Below are 18251 nucleotides of genomic sequence, written 5' to 3'. Positions count from 1 at the left end.
CTACACTTTCTCGTTAGTTTTCTCTCCAAGTAAACCAGTTGGTTTAACAAGAAGGATGATTATTAGCAGCGAAAATGCTACAACATCTGATAATGATGTTGAGATGTATGCTTTAGTTAAAGTTTCTATAGACCCCATAAGTATTCCACCAAGAAGTGCTCCAGGTATGCTTCCTATTCCACCAAGTACGGCAGCTACGAAAGCTTTAAGACCAGGCATCATTCCCATATAAGGATCTATTGTTGGATATGTAATTGCAACCAATACACCAGCAATTCCAGCTAAAGCTGAACCAATAGCAAAAGTTAAGGATATTACTGTATTAACATTAATACCCATCAATGACGCAGCCTCCATATCTTGGGAGGCTGCTCTCATTGCTTTACCAACTTTTGTTTTATAGATAATGTATTGAAGAAGTAGAACAAGAATTGCGGATACACCTAACATTAACAAAATTTTTCCGTTTATGTGTAGGGGACCTATATCTACAGTTCCTACAGGGAATAAATCTGGAAATGGTTTAGGATTTGGACCTACTAAAAATCTCATTCCGTGTTCTAGGAGCAATGACATACCGATTGCTGTTATTAAAAGTGCTATTCTTGGCGAATTTCTAAGTGGTTTGTACGCAATTTTTTCAATTATAACACCTAAAAGTGCTGCTGCTACCATAGAGACAACTAATGTTGGCACTAAGGATAAACCTAAGTTTGCTGACGCATAAAATCCAGCAAAAGCCCCAATCATATAAATATCCCCATGTGCAAAGTTTATAAGTTTTATAATTCCATATACCATTGTGTAACCAATAGCAAGTAGAGCATACACGCTACCTAAAGCTAAGCCGTTAATTATCTGTTGTAAAAGCTCCATTATTCTACTCCTCCATTTTAAGTATTAAATATTAAGGATTAACCTTATCAACTAGTTCTTTTTTATCTCCATTTACTTTTATTATTGAAGCTCCTTTAACAGCAGATCTATCAGAACCAAAAGTTATATTACCAGTTACTCCATCAAGTTTAGTTTTTGCTAAAGCATCTTTTATAGCAACTGGATCAGTTCCAGCAGATTTTATAGCTTCAACTATAACTTTTGTTGAATCATAAGCTAAAGCAGCAAAAGCATCAGGTTCTGCATTGTATTTAGCTTTGTAAGCTTTAACAAAGTCTGCTACTACTGAAGCAGAATCTCCTGAGTAATAGTGATTTAAGTATAAAGCACCATTAACAGCTGTTCCACCAAGCTTAGTTAATTCTTCTGATTCCCATCCGTCTCCACCTAAAAGTTGAGATTGTATTCCCATGTCTCTAGCTTGTTTTGCTACAGTACCAACTTGAGTATAGTAGTCAGGTAAAACTAAAAGATCTGAATTTGTTCCTTTGATTTTTGTTAATTGAGCATTAAAGTCTTTATCGCCTTCATTGTAAGTAAGGAATTCTGTAACTTTACCACCTTTGCTTTCAAATTCCTTTTTGAATGCATCAGCTATTCCTTTTGAGTAATCTGAATCCTTGTTATATAATACAGCAGCGGTTTTTTTGCTTAATTTAGAAGTAGCATAGTCTGCTAAAGCAACTCCTTGGAAAGAGTCAACAAAACATCCTCTAAATACAAACTCACCACCATTTTTTGTGATGTTAGGTTCTGTTGCTGTTGGTGTTAACATTGGAATTGATCTAGATGTAGCTTGAGGTGCTACTGCATTAGTTGCCCCAGAAGTTACCGCTCCTAATATTACAGGAACCTTGTCATTATCTACAAGTTTATTGAAAGCTTGTATAGCTTTATCAGCATTAGCTTCGTCATCTTCAAATAGAAGACTTAATTTCTTTCCGTCGATTCCTCCATCAGCATTTACTTGTTCTAAGTACAATTCAGCACCATTTTTTACTGATTGACCATAAGTTGAAGCAGGTCCTGTTAATGGTCCTATAGCTCCTATGTTGATTGTGTCGCTGTTAGCTGAACTTTTGGAACAACCAGCTAATACTGATCCCATTACAGCTGTAGCCATTAAAGCTGATAATATTTTCTTTTTCATAAAGTGTGCCCCCTTAAAATATAAAAGTAATTAATAATTTATCAAATTTATTACTTTGAAGTAATTAAATAGTTAAAGATTCTAAAAAATCTTTAGTGATATAGTAACATAGAGTAGATGAAATTACAATATATGAATTTTAAATATTTTCATTAAATAATTAAAGAAAACACGAAAAATGTAAAAATATGTTTCAACATCTGGTGATTATGTGAATAAACTAATGTTGAGGAGTGATGATAAATGAATGATAGTTCAAGGTTCAAGAATTATGCACTATGGATATCTGTTTTTTCACTTATTCCATTGATATTAGAGGCTTTTGGTCTAAATATAATCCCGAAGAATTATAATGAAATAGTTACTGCTGTTTTGTCAGTATTAGTAATGGCAGGAATCATTAATAATCCAAGTACTGAGAGTAAATGGTATCTAGATGATGAAAAGAAAAATGAGAATTCTGTAGAGGAAAAATAACTAAAAGAAGAGGACAGTCTTAGACTGCCCTCTTTTGCTTACCTATATGCACTTAGAAACCTTTCTAATAATTCTTCAGGTATTTCTGTAATTCCTAAATCTCCATGTCGATCATCTCCAGCTAAATCACCGTGAAAATCGCCACCAGCAGAGACTAATAGATTTTTTTCTCTGCAGAGTTTTAATAATCTTTTTGTATCATTTTTTTTATTTTGGAAATATATAGCTTCCAACCCATCAAAATTAAAACTTAAAAAGTCCTTAATTGGAGTTTTTCTTATTAAAATAGGATGAGCAAGAAATACTAAAGCATTATATTTTTTTAATAAAGCTATACCTTCCTCTACACTAACTTGTTTATTTTCAACATAAGCAGGACTGTCTTTTGAAATAAATTTATCAAAAATCTCAGCTTTAGTATAAGGGTAGCCATTGTCTATTATTGCCTCGGCAATATGAGGTCTAGCAATAACACCTTTTCCCCTCTTTAGAACATCTTCATAAGATATTTCAATATTAAAATAAGTCTTTAAATTATTAACTATTTTTTCTCCTCTGGTTCTTCTATGTTCCTTTAAGTCAAATAAAAAATCCTGAAGTTCCTTAGACTTATAGCTATCATCTCTAAAAAAACCTAACATATGAATAGATTCATTATTGTGAATAGTAGAAAGCTCAATACCTGGAATAAAATCTATAGAAAATTCTTTAGATGCGGTAATTGCTTCTTCTAATCCAGCCGTAGTATCATGGTCTGTAAGTGCCATAAGAGTACTACCTTTTTCTTTAGCTCGTTTAACTAAATCCCTTGGAGACAACCTTCCATCTGATGCTTTAGAGTGAGTATGTAGATCAACTTTTACCATAAAAATCTCCTTTCAGTTTAGAAAATATATTAATCCTATTGTAATATTATTTTTAGAAAAAACCAATTCTTCTGTAAAACTAATCTTCTTGCTATAATATAAGAATGACCAAGGAGGTATATATGTTTTTAATAATAGATAATTATGATTCTTTTACATTTAATTTGTCTAGGTATATAGAGGAACTAGATGAAGAAGTTAAAGTATATAGATGTAATCACATAACTGTAGATGAAATAAGGCACATTAATCCTTTAGGGATAATAATTTCACCAGGTCCTAAGTCTCCTAAGGAAGCCAAAGAATCTTTGAAGGTCATAAATGAGTTCAAAAAAGATATACCTATACTGGGAGTATGTTTAGGGCATCAGTGTATAGGAGAAGTTTTTGGTGGAAAAATTGTTAAAGGCACTGAACCTGTACATGGGAAAATATCTAAAGTAACCCATAAAGAAAAGGGGATATTTAAAGGAATAAAAAATCCTATAAATGTAACTAGATATCACTCATTAATCATAGATAGAAAAACTATTCCCAAGGAGCTTTATGTTACTGCAATCACTGATGACGGAGTTATAATGGGGATAGAACATAGAGATTATCCTATATATGGGGTTCAATTTCATCCAGAGGCAGAATTAACAGAGTGTGGACATTTACTTTTAAAAAACTTTATAAATATTTGTAGAGAAAGGATAAAGCTTAATGGAGGTATTAATTAAGGAAATAGAAACTTCTTTAAATATCGCAGAAATATATGCACATTTTAATAGTCGAAATAATATAATGTTAGATTCCTCTAAAGAAGATAAGGAATTATCAAAGTTTTCATTTATTGGAGTAAATCCCTTTTTAATATTTAAATGGTTTGGTGAATTTGGAGAAATAATTAAAGATGAAGAAATAGAAAAATTTGAATCTGATCCTTTAGAAAAATTAAGAGAATTAACTGAAGCTTATAAGATAGAAATAGATAACAAAATTCCCTTAGTTTCAGGGACAATAGGATATATTTCTTATGATTATGGAAAAAGAATTGAAGGGATAGAGGGAGTAAGTAAAAAAAATATAGAAATTCCTGAAATTTATTTTGTTTTTTATGATAATATAATAGTCAAAGATTTGAGTAAAAACAAAACATATGTAACTTCTAGAGGGATTTTAAAAGATAGAAAAATTAGCTTAAAAGAAATAGAAGATAAAATACATAAGATAATTAAAACTAAAGATGAGAAATTTAGTTTTAATACAAATAAATTTACATCTAATTTTTATAAAGAAGACTATTTAAAAGCTATTAGCAAGATGAAGGATTATATAGTGGATGGACATATTTATATAGCAAATATGACTCAAAACTTTTGCTGTGAAAACAGTGAAGATTCTTTTTATACATATAGAAAATTAAGAGAAATTAATCCTGCTCCATTTTCAGCATATATGAACCTAGATGGATTTGAAGTAATATCATCTTCCCCAGAAAGATTTCTAAAGCTAAATAATAGAGGTAAAGTTGAAACAAAACCTATAAAGGGAACTAGAAAAAGAGGGAAAACCTTAGAAGAAGATGAAAAAAACAGGAGAGAACTTGAAAATTCAGAGAAAGATAAAGCTGAACTTTTAATGATAGTAGATTTAGAAAGAAATGATTTAAGTAAGGTGTGTAAACCTCATTCAGTTAAGGTTGAAGAATTATTTAAAATAGAGGAATATTCTACTGTTTTTCATTTAGTATCCAAAATAGTCGGAGAACTAAGAGAAAAGGAAGATATTTTTTCATTACTAAAGGCAACATTTCCAGGAGGGTCTATTACAGGAGCACCTAAGCTTAGGGCTATGGAAATAATTCATGAGCTAGAAAAGCTAGAAAGAGGCTTGTATACAGGTTCAATTGGATATATTGACTTTAGAGGAAATAGCGATTTTAATATTGTAATAAGAACAATAATAAAACAAAAGGATAAAGCTTATTTTGGAGTAGGTGGCGGGATAACCTACGACTCTTTAGAGGAGTCAGAATATGAGGAGACTTTAGATAAAGGAAAGGCTCTAATGAAGGTATTATAAATGGATTTGATAAAGGTTTATAAAGGTGAATCTAAGATAGATATAGATGAAGGAATATTTTTTGGAAAAGGTGTATTTGAAACAATATTGATACTTGAAAAGCCAGTTATGCTAAAAGAACATCTAAAAAGATTAAATACTTCTCTAAAAAAATTATCTATAGATAAAGAGATTAATTATAATGAAGTAGTAGACATAATTGAAAAAGATAATATAAAAAATAAGGCTCTAAAGATAACAATTACTCCTAAAAATAATATAATTTCTTTAAGGGATATACCCTATAAAAAAGAGGATTATGATAAAGGTTTTTCCTTAGGCATATCAGAGATAATAAAGGACTCTAATGCTTTTTTAACCTCAATTAAATCTACCTGTTATTATGAAAACCTACATATAAGAGATGAGGGCTTAAAAAAGGGATTTAATGAAATGCTTCTTATAAATAGTAAAGGGAAAATTTCAGAAGGAACTTTGAGTAATATATTTTTTATAAAAGAAGAAAAAATCTTCACACCATCTCTTTCTTGTGGATTATTAGATGGGATTATGAGACAATGGTTAATAAATAATTATGATGTTCAAGAGGGAGAGTTTAGAGCTCAGGATTTATTACTTGCAGAAGAAGTTTTTATAACTAACTCTTTAGTAGGAGTAATGTGGATAAACAGAATTAAAGATAATAAACTTTATAAGGGAAAAATAACAAACAATATAATAGAAAGATATAAAACATTTTTGAAAGAAAATGGAGGGGCATAAATGATTGATAAAAACAAAATAGAAGAAGCTGTTAGGATGATGTTAGAGGCTATAGGAGAAGATCCTGAGAGAGAGGGACTTAAGGAAACACCATTAAGAATAGCTAAGATGTATGAAGAAATATTTGATGGAATAGGTAAAACAGCTAAAGAGCATTTAGAAAAGACTTTTACAGTAGAAAGAGATGATTTAGTAATAGAGAAGGATATAACTTATTATTCTATGTGTGAGCATCATCTAGTTCCCTTCTTTGGAAAAGCACATATAGCTTATATACCAAATGGAAAAGTTGCAGGGTTATCTAAACTTGCAAGATGTGTAGAAATCTATTCTAAAAAACCACAACTACAAGAAAGGCTGACATCTGAAGTTTGTGATGCACTTATGGCGTATTTAAAACCAAAGGGAGTTATGGTTTTGGTTGAGGGTGAACACATGTGTATGACTATGAGAGGTGTTAAAAAGCCAGGTACAAAGACAATAACCTATAGTTATAGAGGGGTTTTTGAAGAAGATGCAGAGCTTAGACGAGAAGTAAGGGAACTTATTAATGGATAGAGTTAATGAGATTTTAAATAATCCTATATATAAAGAGAATTTAACCAAGATTAAAGCTTTAGAAAAAGACAGGATCTTTTGTAAGCACGACTTAGAGCATTTTATTAATGTGGCTAGGATATGTTACATAATTAATTTAGAGAGAAATTTAGGATTTTCTAAAGAAATAATATATACTATTGCACTTTTGCATGACATAGGAAGAGGGGAGCAATATGAAAATGGAACCCCTCATGAAATAGCTTCTTATGAAATAGCTAAAGCGATAATTAAAGATATTAAATTTAGCTTAGAGGAGCATAGGTTAATAGAAGATGGAATTATAGGTCATAGAAAAAATGAAAAAGCATCTATTATAGGTAAGCTTATGTATGAAGGTGATAAAGTTTCTAGAGAATGTTATAACTGTCCTTCAAAATCTCTATGTAACTGGAAAGATGAAAAGAAGAATTTAAAGATTAAGTACTAGGAGTGAAATTAATGAAAATAGGTACTAAAGAATTTAACTTAGGTGAAAGAACTTTCATAATGGGGATATTGAATGTTACTCCAGATTCTTTTTCTGATGGAGGAAAGTTTAATACCTTAGCTAAAGCCTTAGAGCAGGTAGATAAGCTTGTAGAAGAGGGAGTAGACATAATCGACATAGGAGGAGAGTCTACTAGACCTGGATTTTTATACGTTGAAGAAGATGATGAGATAGCTAGAGTAGTACCTGTTATAAAAGCAATAAAAGAAAAATATGATATAGCTATATCTATAGATACATATAAGTCAAAAGTTGCAGAAGAAGCTGTTAAAGCTGGAGCAGATTTAATTAATGATGTTTGGGGATTTAAAAAAGATTTAAATATGGCGAAGGTTGCTGCTAAATACAATGTGCCATGTTGTCTTATGCACAATAAAAGTGAAAAAGAATATGACAATATAATAGAAGACATGCACCTTGAACTTCAAGAAAGTATAAATATTGCTTTAGAGGCCGGAGTTAAAAAAGAAAATATAATTTTAGATCCAGGTATAGGTTTTGGCAAAACCTATGAGCATAATATAGAAGTTATGCACAATTTAGAGAAGTTTTTAGATTTAGGATATCCTATGCTTTTAGCTACTTCAAGAAAATCAATGATAGGCTTAACCTTAGATTTACCTACAGAAGAACGAGTTGAAGGGACTATAGCAACTACTGTAGTTGGGATAATGAAGGGTTATGATTTTGTAAGAGTCCATGATGTAAAAGAAAATAAAAGAGCAGCACAAATGACTGATGCTATTATTAGAAGAAAAAGGTGAGTACATGGATAAGATTTATATAAAAGATTTAGAGGTATTTGCATACCATGGAGTTTTTAAAGAAGAAAAAAAATTAGGGCAGAAATTTTTAATTTCTATTGAATTAGGATTAGATTTAAAAACCCCAGGAAAAACAGGGGATTTAGTTACATCTGTACACTATGGAGAACTTTCTCATAAGGTAGAAGAGGAATTTAAAAAAGTAAGCTATGATTTAATAGAGACAGCATGCAATAAGACTTGTGAATTTATACTATTAGAATATCCCATAGTAAAAGAAGCTAAGGTTTCAATAAAAAAACCTTGGGCACCTATACATAGAAGTTTAGATACTGTAAGTGTAGAAATAACTAGGGTAAGAAGAAAAGCAATAATTGCCTTAGGTTCAAATCTAGGTGATAAAAAAGACAATTTAGATAATGCAATTAAACAAATAGGGGAAAATGATTTTTGCAGAATAACTAAAACTTCAAGTTATATAGTAACAGAGCCTTGGGGATATACAGAGCAGGAAGAGTTCTTAAATGGAGCAATAGAAATAGAAACTATATTGTCTCCAAGGGAACTTATGGAGCTTCTTTTGGATATCGAAAAGGGATTAAAAAGAGAAAGGATTCTTAGATGGGGGCCTAGAAGCATAGACTTAGATATTATATTTATGGATGATATTATATCTAATGATGAGTATATTATATTACCTCATCCTAGAATGCATTTAAGAGAGTTTGTACTAGAACCTATAAATGAAATAAGTCCGTATTTTTTACATCCCCTAAAAAACAAAAGAGTTTTTGAACTATTAGAGGATTTGAAAAAACAGGAAAGTTAAAAAGGTAGCTTTAGGGCTACCTTTTAGTTTTTCTTTGAAGTATTACTATTGTTTTTATCTAATATATAGTTACAGAAAGTAGTAAGTTTATTTCCAAGAGGAATAGATTCCTCTTTTAATACATCTTCCTTAAATACTCCATCCCAAGGAGCTATAGATACATACTGATCTTGGAATACCTTGATTTGATACTTAGTATTATCTATTGTAACATAAACTCTAAATAGGCATTTTTTACTGCTATCAATTGCTTCTTCAGTAAAATTATCATCTTTTATGGATTTAAGAAAAGCCTTAAAAGATTTCTTATCTTCGTCATCTACCGGCATTTGTTTGTAATAATTTGAATCAAAGACAACTAAAGAAAAGTCTTCAGAACTATTTAAAGCATTATTTAATTCTTGAGTATAATAATCATTTGAGGGCTTAGATTTTAAGTTTATGTATTGCGAACTATTAAAACTACAGCCTGACAAAAAGAATAAACATATAAATAAAAATGTAACATAAAAAATCTTTCTCATATGAACTCCTTTTAGTGTACTTTATTATAATTTATTAATATATGTAACTTCTTAGAACCTTTTTACATTAAATACATAATATATTAATAAAGTGAATTATGGAGGAATCCATATATGAAGTATGGCTTGGATATTAAATCAGACTTTTTAAGAGAAAAAATTGGGAAAGCCTTAAGTGAGGAAGGACATACAATTATATCTATGGATAAGCTTGAATACTACAATAAAGGAGATTTGTTAGTTAAAAAGGTACTGTTAGCTAATCAAACAAGAGTAGACTTCTATATTAAATTAGATATAAGTGAAGATGTAGAAAATAGATTGATTTTTTATGGAGATAGAAGTGTTAAATCTCTAGAATTATATGAAAGTTTACATGAAGAAAAAGAACTTTTTAATAGTGAAAATATAAAATATATTGAAGGGCTTAATTATTATCTTATAAAAAATATTAAGGGAAGTGTTGTATTTTTAGATATACACCTTAAAGAATTAGAACTTAAAAAAATAGCAGATTATGTTATTAAGGCACTGCTGTCACTAAAGGACAGTTGATGTATAAAAGTCCGTAGTGAGACTACGGACTTAGGATAAAATTAGCAAAGATCGTTTTTTTTAGATTTTGATAAATAGTTTTTGTCCTCGACATCACTTAAGGCTTTAGACATTGAGGTTAGAAATCCGACTGAAGCAAACAATAGATTTTTAAATTCACCTATAGGAGCAGAATTTAGGTTAGTGAAAGTGAATTCACTAATAATTAATATTAATGTTGTAATTAAGGCTACAAAACCAGCAACATAAATTCTAAATCTCCTGCTACCAATACTTTCTATAACTGAGTTGTTGCTTTGACCAAAGATATATCCAAAAATTGATAACATTATTGAACGAATAGCTTCATCCGAAGAATTGTTTATACTTTTAACGGAGAAAGTTGTTATTATCATATAAGATAAACTAGCGAAGCAAATCACCGTCAAAAATTTAGTTGATAAGCATAAAGAGCGCCAAACTCTTCTAAGATCTCTAATAGTTTTAAGCATAAAATCACCCTCTTAATGAATATAATATGTACAAATGCCAATTATGTTAAGAAATTGTGCATTAAATTTGTAATAATTTTATTTATATAAGTATAGGATTAAATGAAGCACTTTTTAAGGAGATTATATGGATATAATTATAACTTTAGGACCAAAAACCTTGGATGGGACTAGCATTAAAGATATTAAAAGTTATGGTGCTACTGCAGTCAGATATAATTTCTCGCACTTTGACGAGGAGCTATTTAATCAAAACATTAAAGAAATAAAGGAAGGTAACATAGATTTAAAGCTTATAGGAGACATACAAGGTAGCAAGATAAGGGTATGGAGAGGTTTAGAGGCTCCTATGAAATTAAAAGAAGGAGATCAAGTTAGATTTTGCTCACATGAGGTTTACGAAGACAATTTTAAAGATAAGGATAAATTAATTCCTCTAAATCTTAATTTGAATATGTTTAAAAAAATAAAATCAAAAGAAATAAGTTTAAAAGATGGAAGTATAATAATAAAAGTTCTAAAAATTCAAGAAGAATATGTAATTGGACAAGTAGTTAAAGGTGGATTAGTAAGAGGAGAAAAAAGCTGTAATATAAAAGGGTATATAAGAGAAAAAGGTGCATTAAATAATAAGGATAAAAAGGATATAGAGTACTGTATAGAAAATGAATTTGATACAATTGCCTTTTCATATATTGAAGATAAAGAAAGTCTTATAAAATATAAAAAATATATAAATAAAATGGCTTTAGAGTTATCAAAAAAAGTCCCTAAAATTTTCGCTAAAATTGAGACTATTAAAGGTGTAAAGAATATAAAAGAAATTAGTGAAGAATCAGATGGAATCATAATAGGGAGAGGAGATCTGGTACCCGAGATAGGTATAGAAAATATCCCTATTGCACAAAGAATAATAATAAATTGTTGTAAGGATAAAGAATTAATAATAGCGACACATGTATTTAATTCCATATCAACAGGGATAGGAATATCACCAGCTGAGGTTAATGATATATATTGGTTTATTAAAAGCGGTGTAAGTGGATTTATGCTTGCAAAAGAAACCACAATATCATCAAATCCTAGAAACGCCATAGAAAGCTTAAATAAATTGATGAAAAAATATATTAAAGAATAGAAAAAATAACTTAAAATCCTTCATATCTAATTCATTAATTGGTATAATTTAATAAATTGTACGTAAAAATTTGATGAATTTGGAGGAAATATGCACAAGAAAAAACTTTTAATAATTATATATGCTTTGGTTATAGTAGCAACAATTTTTGGAGGCTACAAATATTTTGATAATTCAACAAAGGTAGATAAAGATAGTGTGTTAGGAACTAAACTTAATACTGGAGATAAAGATAAAACTAAAGAAGAGGACAAGGTACAAGAAGATAAAAGTGTTGAACCTGTAAAGGTAGATGAGAAAAAAGAAGAACCAAAAGATAATACCAATCAAAATAATACATCAACTACTAACACTAATAATTCTAATAAAAACTCTAACACTAATGTAAATAAGAATAACACTTCTAGTAACAGCAGCAGTAATGGTAGTGGGAATAGTAATACTAGTGGGGGTTCTAGTTCCACAGATGGAAATCAAACCGGTGGTACTAAACCTGAGGATTCAGATAACCCTACAAAGGAAGAAACTCCACCAAGTACTAATCCACAAAATGATGATAATAAGGAACCTGAGAACAAGCCACCAGTAGAGGAACCTAAAAACGAACCTCAAGATGGAGGAAATGAAAATAATAATGGGGTAGATAATAATCAAAACAATTCACAGATACCTCCAGCTACTTCATAATTGGAAAATTATGTTCTTGCATTGGTAAAAAATCTGTGATAATATGTTAAAGTAACTTGCCGATGTGGCGGAATGGCAGACGCAGTGGACTCAAAATCCACCGGTGGCAACACCGTGCCGGTTCGACCCCGGCCATCGGCACCAAAAAGCTCTATTACAGGGATTAACCCAGTAATAGAGCTTTTTTTTTATTCCTTTTTTACAAAGGAGAAAATTGATTACTTTTATTTAATGAAGTCTGTCATTTGAAAGTTGAATAATGTTAAGTTGGGAAAATATGATATAATTGTTTTGCAATGTAAATGGGTGTTGGATAGTAATTTAATGGAGGGATAATAATGTGTATAGAAAAATTTATTAATGAATTTTGGGAGTGTGTTGCATCTCAAGATAAAGATGAATTAAGAAAATATTTCTGTGAAGATGCAACTATCAGATGGCACTGTACAAATGAATGTTTTAGTGTTGATGAATATATTATTGCAAACTGTGAATATCCAGGCACTTGGAATAGTGAAGTTGAACGTATTGTTCAATTGGATAATAGCATTATTACGGTTGCACGAGTTTGGGATGAAGGAATGTCTTGTCACGCAACTTCATTTTTTACAATAGAGAATAATAAAATTAAAGAACTTGACGAATATTTTGGAGATGATGGTTCTGCTCCAAAATGGAGATTAGATAAACAAATTGGAAAACCTATTAAGTAAATTATAATTTGTGGAGATAATAATATGAGTAAGTTTAAACATCAATTTATAAAAAATGAAGATGAATTGCGAGAGAAAATTAACAATTTGGATAAAGTAGCAAATTCATATCTTATAGAGATTAAAGAGCTATACATAGAGGATTTATTTTTTATGTCAGTGATTGATAAATCAATCAAGTTGATAGATTCTTTTCTGTTTGCGTTGGATAAAAGAAATCTTACAGTTCTTGCTACTCTAACGAGAGTTCAAATGGATTGTGCAATGAGGTCATTCGCCACTACAATGGTTAGTGATAGTCGGGATTTTTGTAAGGCTATTCTTAGTGATAATAAAAGAATAAGTAGTCTGACAGATAGTAACAACCATAAATTGACAGATAGGTATCTTTGCGAGGCGTTGGAGTCTTATCTAAACTTACCAGTGTATGACTTATATAATAAAGTCTGCGGTTTTGTCCATTTTTCTTCCGATAGTTTTCATAGTATTACTAAAGCACAAGAGAAAAATAACATTACAATGTTTATAAGTCGAAATAACAGAGAGGAGGATAATCAAGAGTTTGAACGACTTTCATTAGAACTTGCGAATCAATTTTTCTTTTTTGGTTCAGTCCTTATAAAAGATATCTTTGTTTTATGGTTGGAACAGAAAAAAAGATGGAATAATGGATAGAATGTGGATTAAATATTCTTATAAAGAAGTAGCAATACAAATTCCAAATTTGTATAGTTGCGTAAAATAATAGAGGACAAGGTTAAGCTGATTTAGAGTCTTTGTATACTGTTAACTATTTGTTTAAATAAGGGGAAGGAGGAATGTTTTTTATGTATGATTATAAATTTATAAAATTAGATTATCAAGAATTTTGGAAAACAAAGAAAGTTGACTATCAATCTATTATAAAAGAGCACGCAAAAGATGGGTGGAGATTAGTGCAAATTTTTACTCCACCATCAGGAATGAATAAAAGCCTGAATTATATAGAATTAATATTAGAAAAAGAAATTGAATAATTTTTGTTAGTATACTTATTTTTGAATGCGTATTAGACAAGCTTAATTTAGTATATATGAGATATTATTTTTAATTATTATAACTGTATGGGGTTATAGTAGCTATGTTAATGGGATATTGTTTAGCTTGGGCTTTTAGCTCTAAAATTAAAGCTAAAGTTAGAAAATAAAAAGAAGTAGGTTTCTAAAAATTTGTATTATTGGTAAATAGATTTTGTGGTGGTTTTTAAATAAAATTGATTTGGAAATGTAAATGATTATTAATAAGATAGATAAATAGTAATTTGTAGTGATGACTATATTTGTCTAATGTGGGGGTGAATTTTTGAAGTCAATATATAAAAGTGAAAAAGGAAAATCTGCTATTCTCTCACTATATGATAGCCAACTAGAAAGGTTAATGATACCTTTTAAGGATTTGCTCGTTGACACATCATTTGGTGTAACTCATATTATCGAAACGGGTAATCATAGTGGAAAGCCACTCCTTGTTTTTCATGGGGGAAATGCTACTACAGCATATAATTTGCTTGCCTGTGAATTTTTGTTGAATGAATTTCATATTTATGCAGTTGATACAATTGGACATCCAGGAAAAAGCGCGGAGGTATGTCTTTCGCCAAACAATTATGATTATGGTAAGTGGGCAAGTGAAGTAATATCCGCTATAGGATATACTGCTATCTCTTGCTTCGGCGGTTCATTTGGGGCAGGGATAATAGCAAAAACTATGTGCGTTTCTCCTACAAAAATAGACAAGGTTGTTTTGTATGTGCCATCAGGCATAAAAAATGCACCTACAATTTACAGCATGAATATGATGCTACCGATGATTATGTACTGGATTACACATGAACAAAAATGGCTTAAAAAATGCATTTTACCAATGGCAATAACAAATGATAATATTGAAAAAGACATTTTTGAAACAGCAAAATGTAGTATTGATTATGCCAAAATAAAAGCTGGAATGCCTAGCAATGTCAAGGCTATAGACATGAGAAAATGTAAGGCTTCGACACTTGTAATGGCCGCTGAAAAAGATTGTCTTTTTCCAGCCAAGATGGTAATACCACAGGCAAAGAAAATAATTCCAAACTGTAGTACCTATTTGTTGGAAAGCCGTGGTCATATACACACATTGACAGACAAAGAAAAGCAAATGATTGTGGACTTTTTGTTGTAATATTAAGTATATAACATGAGCTCCGTAAGTTATAATTTATAGAACAGTTTTAAAATACGGATTATATTATATGAATGGAGTATAAATATGGAAAAGAATTTCAATATTATGGATCATTATGATGAACAAGAGTTTTTGAATACCGTGCGTATAAACGGTTTGTTGAAATATAACATGGATAAAACAAAAGGAAAGCTAAAAGAGCCAGATGTTGAGATAATGAAGGTTGCTCGTAATGAAAATGGCATTATTATAGGTGGTATAGCAGGTTCTACATATCTTTCATCGCTTGAAATAGAAGTGCTATGGGTTAGTGAAGCTTATAGAGGGCAAAGCATCGCTTCTCAATTACTTAATGAAATCGAAAATGCAGCTAAAGAAGCTGGATGTCTATTAGCCCATCTTACAACTTACTCTTTCCAAGCTCCATGTTTTTATCAGAAAAATGGGTATGTTGTTTGTGGCGAAATTGAAGGTTTTCCAGATAATATTAAATTGTACATATTAAAGAAACTATTATAACTGTATGGTGTATTGTTTCGGATAAAAAGACTGGGCTATGTATATTAGGTGAGGTGAGGAGCTTTGGAGCGGATAATTATTATAGGTGGGAATGGTTGTGGAAAAACTACATTTGCAAAGGAATTATCTGATAAATTAAATTTGCCTTTAATTCATCTTGATGTATTGTATTGGAGAGATAATTGGGAAACTGCGTCCACAGATGAATTTGATGAGTTATTGGTGCAAGAAATTACAAAGCCTAAATGGATTATAGATGGAAATATTGGTCGCACTATACCATTTAGATTAAAATATTGCGATACTGTTATTTACATGGACTTTTCTAGACTAAAATGTGTTTATGGTGTAATAAAACGAGTGATAAAATGTTATGGTAAAAGTCGTACTGACATGGGTGGATATTGTCCTGAAAAGTTTAATATGAAGAAATTTGAGTTTTTAAAGTCTGTTTGGAATTTTAACAAAAATAACAGAAAGCGTTATTATGATATGCTACAAAGTGCAAACGATGTTAAGATAATTATATTAAAAAGCAGAAGGCAAGTAAGAGAGCTATTGCAACAATTATGAGAATAATACAATGAAATAAATTAAGATTACTGTAAATCAAACTATTTTATTGGGGAAATGCTCTGAAGCCGCATAAACACTATATATAGTTATATAGCTAGATAGATATCTAGGAAAAAATATATCTATCTATATTCTACGAATTCTAAATTAATGATGGATTTATAATTTCCCCTTAAGAATGACTTTGTTTTTAACCTTATATTTGAATAAGGACATTCTTATAGATTTTCTAAACTCCATATTAAAAACACCACAATCAGAGTTAGAGGATATCGAACTTATTAACACAGAACTATTAAGAGAGTTTTCAGAAGAGAGAAAAGGAATATTAGATGTAAGAGCTAGAACAAAATCAGGTGAACAGATTGATATAGAGATTCACTATTTAGAACTTCCTAAGTTATTTGAATCTAATATTAAAAAGGATGAGAACGAAGATATAATCCAATGGTTAATGTTTTTAGAAGGTAAAAACAAGGAGGGATTTGAGATGTTAGCAGAGAAGAATGAGAAAATCAAAAAAGCATACGGTATACTTGAAGTTATAAGTAAAGATGATATAAAAAGAGCTGCCTATGAAGCTAGAGAAGCAGAACTTCATGATCAAATGACAAGATTAAAGTCAGCTAGAGAAGAAGGCCGAAGAGAAGAAAAATTAATTAATGCAAAAAAATTAATTTTATTAGGTGTAGATGTTGAAATAGTGGCTAAAGGTGTAGGCCTTTCTATAGATGAGGTTAAAAGATTATTAGTCTAGTTATATTGAAAGCTTCCTGATGAAATGAACCTACTATTATCCAGTATTATGAGAGATAAGAATTAGGGATATTGAGGGGTGGAAAATCTGGATGAACTCATGAAGTTAGTTCAGGTGTGACAATAATATTTAAATGAACTTTAAGAGTGGGAGAAATCTCACTCTTTTTTTATTCTTTAGACCAATTATATTATTTCAAAGTTGTGGATTACTTAAATTAGATATGAATATAAGAAAGCTGCATGAAGTTACTAAAGACTAAAAAACAAGAAAATTGAGCTCCTGTAAAGATTAGATAAATGAATGTTTGTAAGTGCAGATTTTCCTCACATGCGTTTGGAAAGGCAGATGCGCAAAAAAATCGGTTACTTTTATTTAATGAAGTCTGTAATTTGAAAGTTGAATAATGTTAAGTTGGGAAAATATGATATAATTGTTTTGCAATGTAAATGGGTGTTGAATAGTAATTTGATGGAGGTAAAGATTGTGGAATATTATTTGAGAAATGGAAAAGCAGTAGTAATAAGAAAACCTGTAGTTGAGGATGCAGAGGAAATAATTTCTGTTATCTCAACAGCTGATAAGGAAACGCTTTTTTTGGCAAGAAATCCAGGTGAGTTTTCTCCTACAGTAGAAGAAGAAAAAAATCTGATAGCAGGATTAGAGAATTCAAATAGAACTTGGTTTATTGCTGAATATGATAAGAAAATTGTAGGACAATGTTCAATTGGATTTGTTAATGGATACCAGAGATACAGACATAGGGCTTCAGTAGCATTTGTTATATTAGAAGAATACTGCAATATAGGTATTGGTGGAAAAATGATGGAAGAATGTTTGAAATGGTGTAAGGATAATAAAATAACTCAAATTGAATTAGATGTTGTTGCAACAAATAAAAGAGCATTGACAATGTATCAAAGTTTTGGATTTGAAATTGTTGGGACAATCCCTAATGCTTTACGGTATAGTGATGGTAAATATACTGATGAATATAATATGGTTAAGTTTTTATAGATAAAGATAACTTCCAATTTGTATAGTTGAGTAAAATAAATAGAGCATGCAAAAGATGGGTGGAGATTAGTTCAAATTATTGATAAAGCCTAGTTAAGTATACATGAGATTTGATTTTTAATTATTATAACTGTATGGGGTATTGTTTAGCTGGGGCTTTTAGCTCTACA

At 30.2% G+C, this 18251-nt stretch carries 24 protein-coding genes and 1 tRNA gene; 20 read left to right on the top strand and 5 right to left on the bottom strand.

What is annotated here, in order from left to right:
- Positions 1–876, bottom strand: a complete 876-nt coding sequence (locus tag BUA92_RS06000) for a branched-chain amino acid ABC transporter permease (RefSeq protein WP_073017732.1) — start codon at positions 874–876, stop codon at positions 1–3.
- A gap of 31 nt (positions 877–907) precedes the next feature.
- Positions 908–2047, bottom strand: a complete 1140-nt coding sequence (locus BUA92_RS05995) for an ABC transporter substrate-binding protein (RefSeq protein ID WP_073017731.1) — start codon at positions 2045–2047, stop codon at positions 908–910.
- A gap of 243 nt (positions 2048–2290) precedes the next feature.
- Between BUA92_RS05995 and BUA92_RS05990 the strand changes: the two genes are divergently transcribed.
- Positions 2291–2524, top strand: a complete 234-nt coding sequence (locus BUA92_RS05990; protein WP_073017729.1) for a phage holin — start codon at positions 2291–2293, stop codon at positions 2522–2524.
- Positions 2525–2562: 38 nt separating this feature from the next.
- Here BUA92_RS05990 and BUA92_RS05985 read toward each other — a convergent pair whose 3' ends face one another.
- Positions 2563–3390: a PHP domain-containing protein gene (locus BUA92_RS05985; RefSeq protein WP_073017727.1), complete on the bottom strand. Its 828-nt coding sequence runs from the start codon at positions 3388–3390 to the stop codon at positions 2563–2565.
- Between the two features lie 122 nt (positions 3391–3512).
- Here BUA92_RS05985 and BUA92_RS05980 point away from each other — a divergent pair, with 122 nt between their 5' ends.
- From BUA92_RS05980 to folK, 7 genes are read left to right on the top strand one after another with little or no spacing between them, the layout of a single operon-like run.
- Positions 3513–4112, top strand: a complete 600-nt coding sequence (locus BUA92_RS05980) for an anthranilate synthase component II (protein WP_073017725.1) — start codon at positions 3513–3515, stop codon at positions 4110–4112.
- On the top strand, positions 4096–5457 hold the full coding sequence (pabB, locus tag BUA92_RS05975) for an aminodeoxychorismate synthase component I (RefSeq protein WP_073017723.1): 1362 nt from the start codon (positions 4096–4098) through the stop codon (positions 5455–5457). The genes BUA92_RS05980 and pabB overlap by 17 nt, the downstream gene beginning before the upstream one ends.
- Positions 5458–6219 (top strand): aminotransferase class IV, encoded by a 762-nt coding sequence (locus BUA92_RS05970; RefSeq protein WP_073017721.1) that lies wholly within the window; start codon positions 5458–5460, stop codon positions 6217–6219.
- A 3-nt stretch (positions 6220–6222) separates the two neighbouring features.
- Positions 6223–6777 carry a GTP cyclohydrolase I FolE gene (folE, locus tag BUA92_RS05965; protein ID WP_175550869.1) on the top strand — a complete coding sequence of 185 codons (555 nt, stop codon included), beginning with the start codon at positions 6223–6225 and terminating at the stop codon, positions 6775–6777.
- Complete coding sequence (locus BUA92_RS05960) at positions 6770–7246, top strand: HD domain-containing protein (RefSeq protein WP_073017716.1); 477 nt, start codon at positions 6770–6772, stop codon at positions 7244–7246. The genes folE and BUA92_RS05960 overlap by 8 nt, the downstream gene beginning before the upstream one ends.
- A gap of 11 nt (positions 7247–7257) precedes the next feature.
- Positions 7258–8070 (top strand): dihydropteroate synthase, encoded by an 813-nt coding sequence (gene folP / locus BUA92_RS05955; RefSeq protein ID WP_073017713.1) that lies wholly within the window; start codon positions 7258–7260, stop codon positions 8068–8070.
- 4 nt (positions 8071–8074) lie between these two features.
- Complete coding sequence (gene folK, locus BUA92_RS05950; protein WP_073018018.1) at positions 8075–8899, top strand: 2-amino-4-hydroxy-6-hydroxymethyldihydropteridine diphosphokinase; 825 nt, start codon at positions 8075–8077, stop codon at positions 8897–8899.
- A gap of 23 nt (positions 8900–8922) precedes the next feature.
- Here folK and BUA92_RS05945 read toward each other — a convergent pair whose 3' ends face one another.
- Positions 8923–9423, bottom strand: a complete 501-nt coding sequence (locus BUA92_RS05945) for a DUF4883 family protein (RefSeq protein ID WP_073017711.1) — start codon at positions 9421–9423, stop codon at positions 8923–8925.
- A gap of 114 nt (positions 9424–9537) precedes the next feature.
- On the opposite strand from BUA92_RS05945, the gene BUA92_RS05940 reads away from it, so the two are divergent.
- Positions 9538–9978, top strand: coding sequence for a hypothetical protein (locus tag BUA92_RS05940; protein WP_073017708.1), 441 nt, complete (start codon positions 9538–9540; stop codon positions 9976–9978).
- A 41-nt stretch (positions 9979–10019) separates the two neighbouring features.
- Here BUA92_RS05940 and BUA92_RS05935 read toward each other — a convergent pair whose 3' ends face one another.
- Complete coding sequence (locus BUA92_RS05935; RefSeq protein WP_073017706.1) at positions 10020–10469, bottom strand: hypothetical protein; 450 nt, start codon at positions 10467–10469, stop codon at positions 10020–10022.
- A 127-nt stretch (positions 10470–10596) separates the two neighbouring features.
- On the opposite strand from BUA92_RS05935, the gene BUA92_RS05930 reads away from it, so the two are divergent.
- The 11 genes from BUA92_RS05930 to BUA92_RS05880 all read left to right on the top strand — a co-directional run bounded on the left by BUA92_RS05930 (position 10597) and on the right by BUA92_RS05880 (position 18081).
- The gene (locus tag BUA92_RS05930) at positions 10597–11607 is read left to right on the top strand and encodes a pyruvate kinase (protein WP_073017704.1); all 1011 of its coding nucleotides are present in this window, start codon (positions 10597–10599) and stop codon (positions 11605–11607) included.
- A gap of 90 nt (positions 11608–11697) precedes the next feature.
- A complete protein-coding gene (locus tag BUA92_RS05925; protein WP_073017702.1) occupies positions 11698–12294 on the top strand; it encodes a hypothetical protein in 597 nt (198 codons plus the stop codon).
- 58 nt (positions 12295–12352) lie between these two features.
- A tRNA-Leu gene (locus BUA92_RS05920) sits at positions 12353–12438 on the top strand.
- Positions 12439–12632: 194 nt separating this feature from the next.
- On the top strand, positions 12633–13007 hold the full coding sequence (locus tag BUA92_RS05915; RefSeq protein ID WP_073017699.1) for a nuclear transport factor 2-like protein: 375 nt from the start codon (positions 12633–12635) through the stop codon (positions 13005–13007).
- A 24-nt stretch (positions 13008–13031) separates the two neighbouring features.
- Entirely contained in the window at positions 13032–13682 is a 651-nt protein-coding gene (locus BUA92_RS05910) for a hypothetical protein (protein ID WP_073017696.1), read from the top strand.
- 152 nt (positions 13683–13834) lie between these two features.
- Positions 13835–14023: a DUF4177 domain-containing protein gene (locus tag BUA92_RS05905; RefSeq protein WP_073017694.1), complete on the top strand. Its 189-nt coding sequence runs from the start codon at positions 13835–13837 to the stop codon at positions 14021–14023.
- 325 nt (positions 14024–14348) lie between these two features.
- The gene (locus tag BUA92_RS05900; RefSeq protein WP_073017692.1) at positions 14349–15209 is read left to right on the top strand and encodes an alpha/beta hydrolase; all 861 of its coding nucleotides are present in this window, start codon (positions 14349–14351) and stop codon (positions 15207–15209) included.
- Between the two features lie 87 nt (positions 15210–15296).
- Positions 15297–15731: a GNAT family N-acetyltransferase gene (locus BUA92_RS05895; protein ID WP_073017689.1), complete on the top strand. Its 435-nt coding sequence runs from the start codon at positions 15297–15299 to the stop codon at positions 15729–15731.
- 63 nt (positions 15732–15794) lie between these two features.
- Positions 15795–16304, top strand: coding sequence for an AAA family ATPase (locus tag BUA92_RS05890; protein ID WP_073017687.1), 510 nt, complete (start codon positions 15795–15797; stop codon positions 16302–16304).
- A 181-nt stretch (positions 16305–16485) separates the two neighbouring features.
- Complete coding sequence (locus tag BUA92_RS05885; protein ID WP_242950074.1) at positions 16486–17064, top strand: Rpn family recombination-promoting nuclease/putative transposase; 579 nt, start codon at positions 16486–16488, stop codon at positions 17062–17064.
- Between the two features lie 486 nt (positions 17065–17550).
- On the top strand, positions 17551–18081 hold the full coding sequence (locus tag BUA92_RS05880; RefSeq protein ID WP_175550864.1) for a GNAT family N-acetyltransferase: 531 nt from the start codon (positions 17551–17553) through the stop codon (positions 18079–18081).
- Positions 18082–18251: the final 170 nt, after the last annotated feature.

Source organism: Clostridium intestinale DSM 6191 (assembly GCF_900130055.1).
Lineage (GTDB): Bacteria > Bacillota > Clostridia > Clostridiales > Clostridiaceae > Clostridium_T > Clostridium_T intestinale.
Note: the sequence above shows the minus strand (reverse complement) of the source record. Positions and strands in the feature narration are given on the sequence as shown.

Coding starts and splice junctions, on each gene's coding strand:
- BUA92_RS05915 (WP_073017699.1), top strand. CDS start 12,633: ATGTGTATAGAAAAATTTATTAATGAATTTTGGGAGTGTGTTGCATCT.
- BUA92_RS05910 (WP_073017696.1), top strand. CDS start 13,032: ATGAGTAAGTTTAAACATCAATTTATAAAAAATGAAGATGAATTGCGA.
- BUA92_RS05980 (WP_073017725.1), top strand. CDS start 3,513: ATGTTTTTAATAATAGATAATTATGATTCTTTTACATTTAATTTGTCT.
- BUA92_RS05960 (WP_073017716.1), top strand. CDS start 6,770: ATGGATAGAGTTAATGAGATTTTAAATAATCCTATATATAAAGAGAAT.
- pabB (WP_073017723.1), top strand. CDS start 4,096: ATGGAGGTATTAATTAAGGAAATAGAAACTTCTTTAAATATCGCAGAA.
- folK (WP_073018018.1), top strand. CDS start 8,075: ATGGATAAGATTTATATAAAAGATTTAGAGGTATTTGCATACCATGGA.
- BUA92_RS05940 (WP_073017708.1), top strand. CDS start 9,538: ATGAAGTATGGCTTGGATATTAAATCAGACTTTTTAAGAGAAAAAATT.
- BUA92_RS06000 (WP_073017732.1), bottom strand. CDS start 876: ATGGAGCTTTTACAACAGATAATTAACGGCTTAGCTTTAGGTAGCGTG.
- BUA92_RS05930 (WP_073017704.1), top strand. CDS start 10,597: ATGGATATAATTATAACTTTAGGACCAAAAACCTTGGATGGGACTAGC.
- BUA92_RS05895 (WP_073017689.1), top strand. CDS start 15,297: ATGGAAAAGAATTTCAATATTATGGATCATTATGATGAACAAGAGTTT.
- BUA92_RS05990 (WP_073017729.1), top strand. CDS start 2,291: ATGAATGATAGTTCAAGGTTCAAGAATTATGCACTATGGATATCTGTT.
- BUA92_RS05945 (WP_073017711.1), bottom strand. CDS start 9,423: ATGAGAAAGATTTTTTATGTTACATTTTTATTTATATGTTTATTCTTT.
- folP (WP_073017713.1), top strand. CDS start 7,258: ATGAAAATAGGTACTAAAGAATTTAACTTAGGTGAAAGAACTTTCATA.
- BUA92_RS05925 (WP_073017702.1), top strand. CDS start 11,698: ATGCACAAGAAAAAACTTTTAATAATTATATATGCTTTGGTTATAGTA.
- BUA92_RS05970 (WP_073017721.1), top strand. CDS start 5,458: ATGGATTTGATAAAGGTTTATAAAGGTGAATCTAAGATAGATATAGAT.
- BUA92_RS05995 (WP_073017731.1), bottom strand. CDS start 2,047: ATGAAAAAGAAAATATTATCAGCTTTAATGGCTACAGCTGTAATGGGA.
- BUA92_RS05885 (WP_242950074.1), top strand. CDS start 16,486: ATGACTTTGTTTTTAACCTTATATTTGAATAAGGACATTCTTATAGAT.
- BUA92_RS05905 (WP_073017694.1), top strand. CDS start 13,835: ATGTATGATTATAAATTTATAAAATTAGATTATCAAGAATTTTGGAAA.
- BUA92_RS05985 (WP_073017727.1), bottom strand. CDS start 3,390: ATGGTAAAAGTTGATCTACATACTCACTCTAAAGCATCAGATGGAAGG.
- BUA92_RS05935 (WP_073017706.1), bottom strand. CDS start 10,469: ATGCTTAAAACTATTAGAGATCTTAGAAGAGTTTGGCGCTCTTTATGC.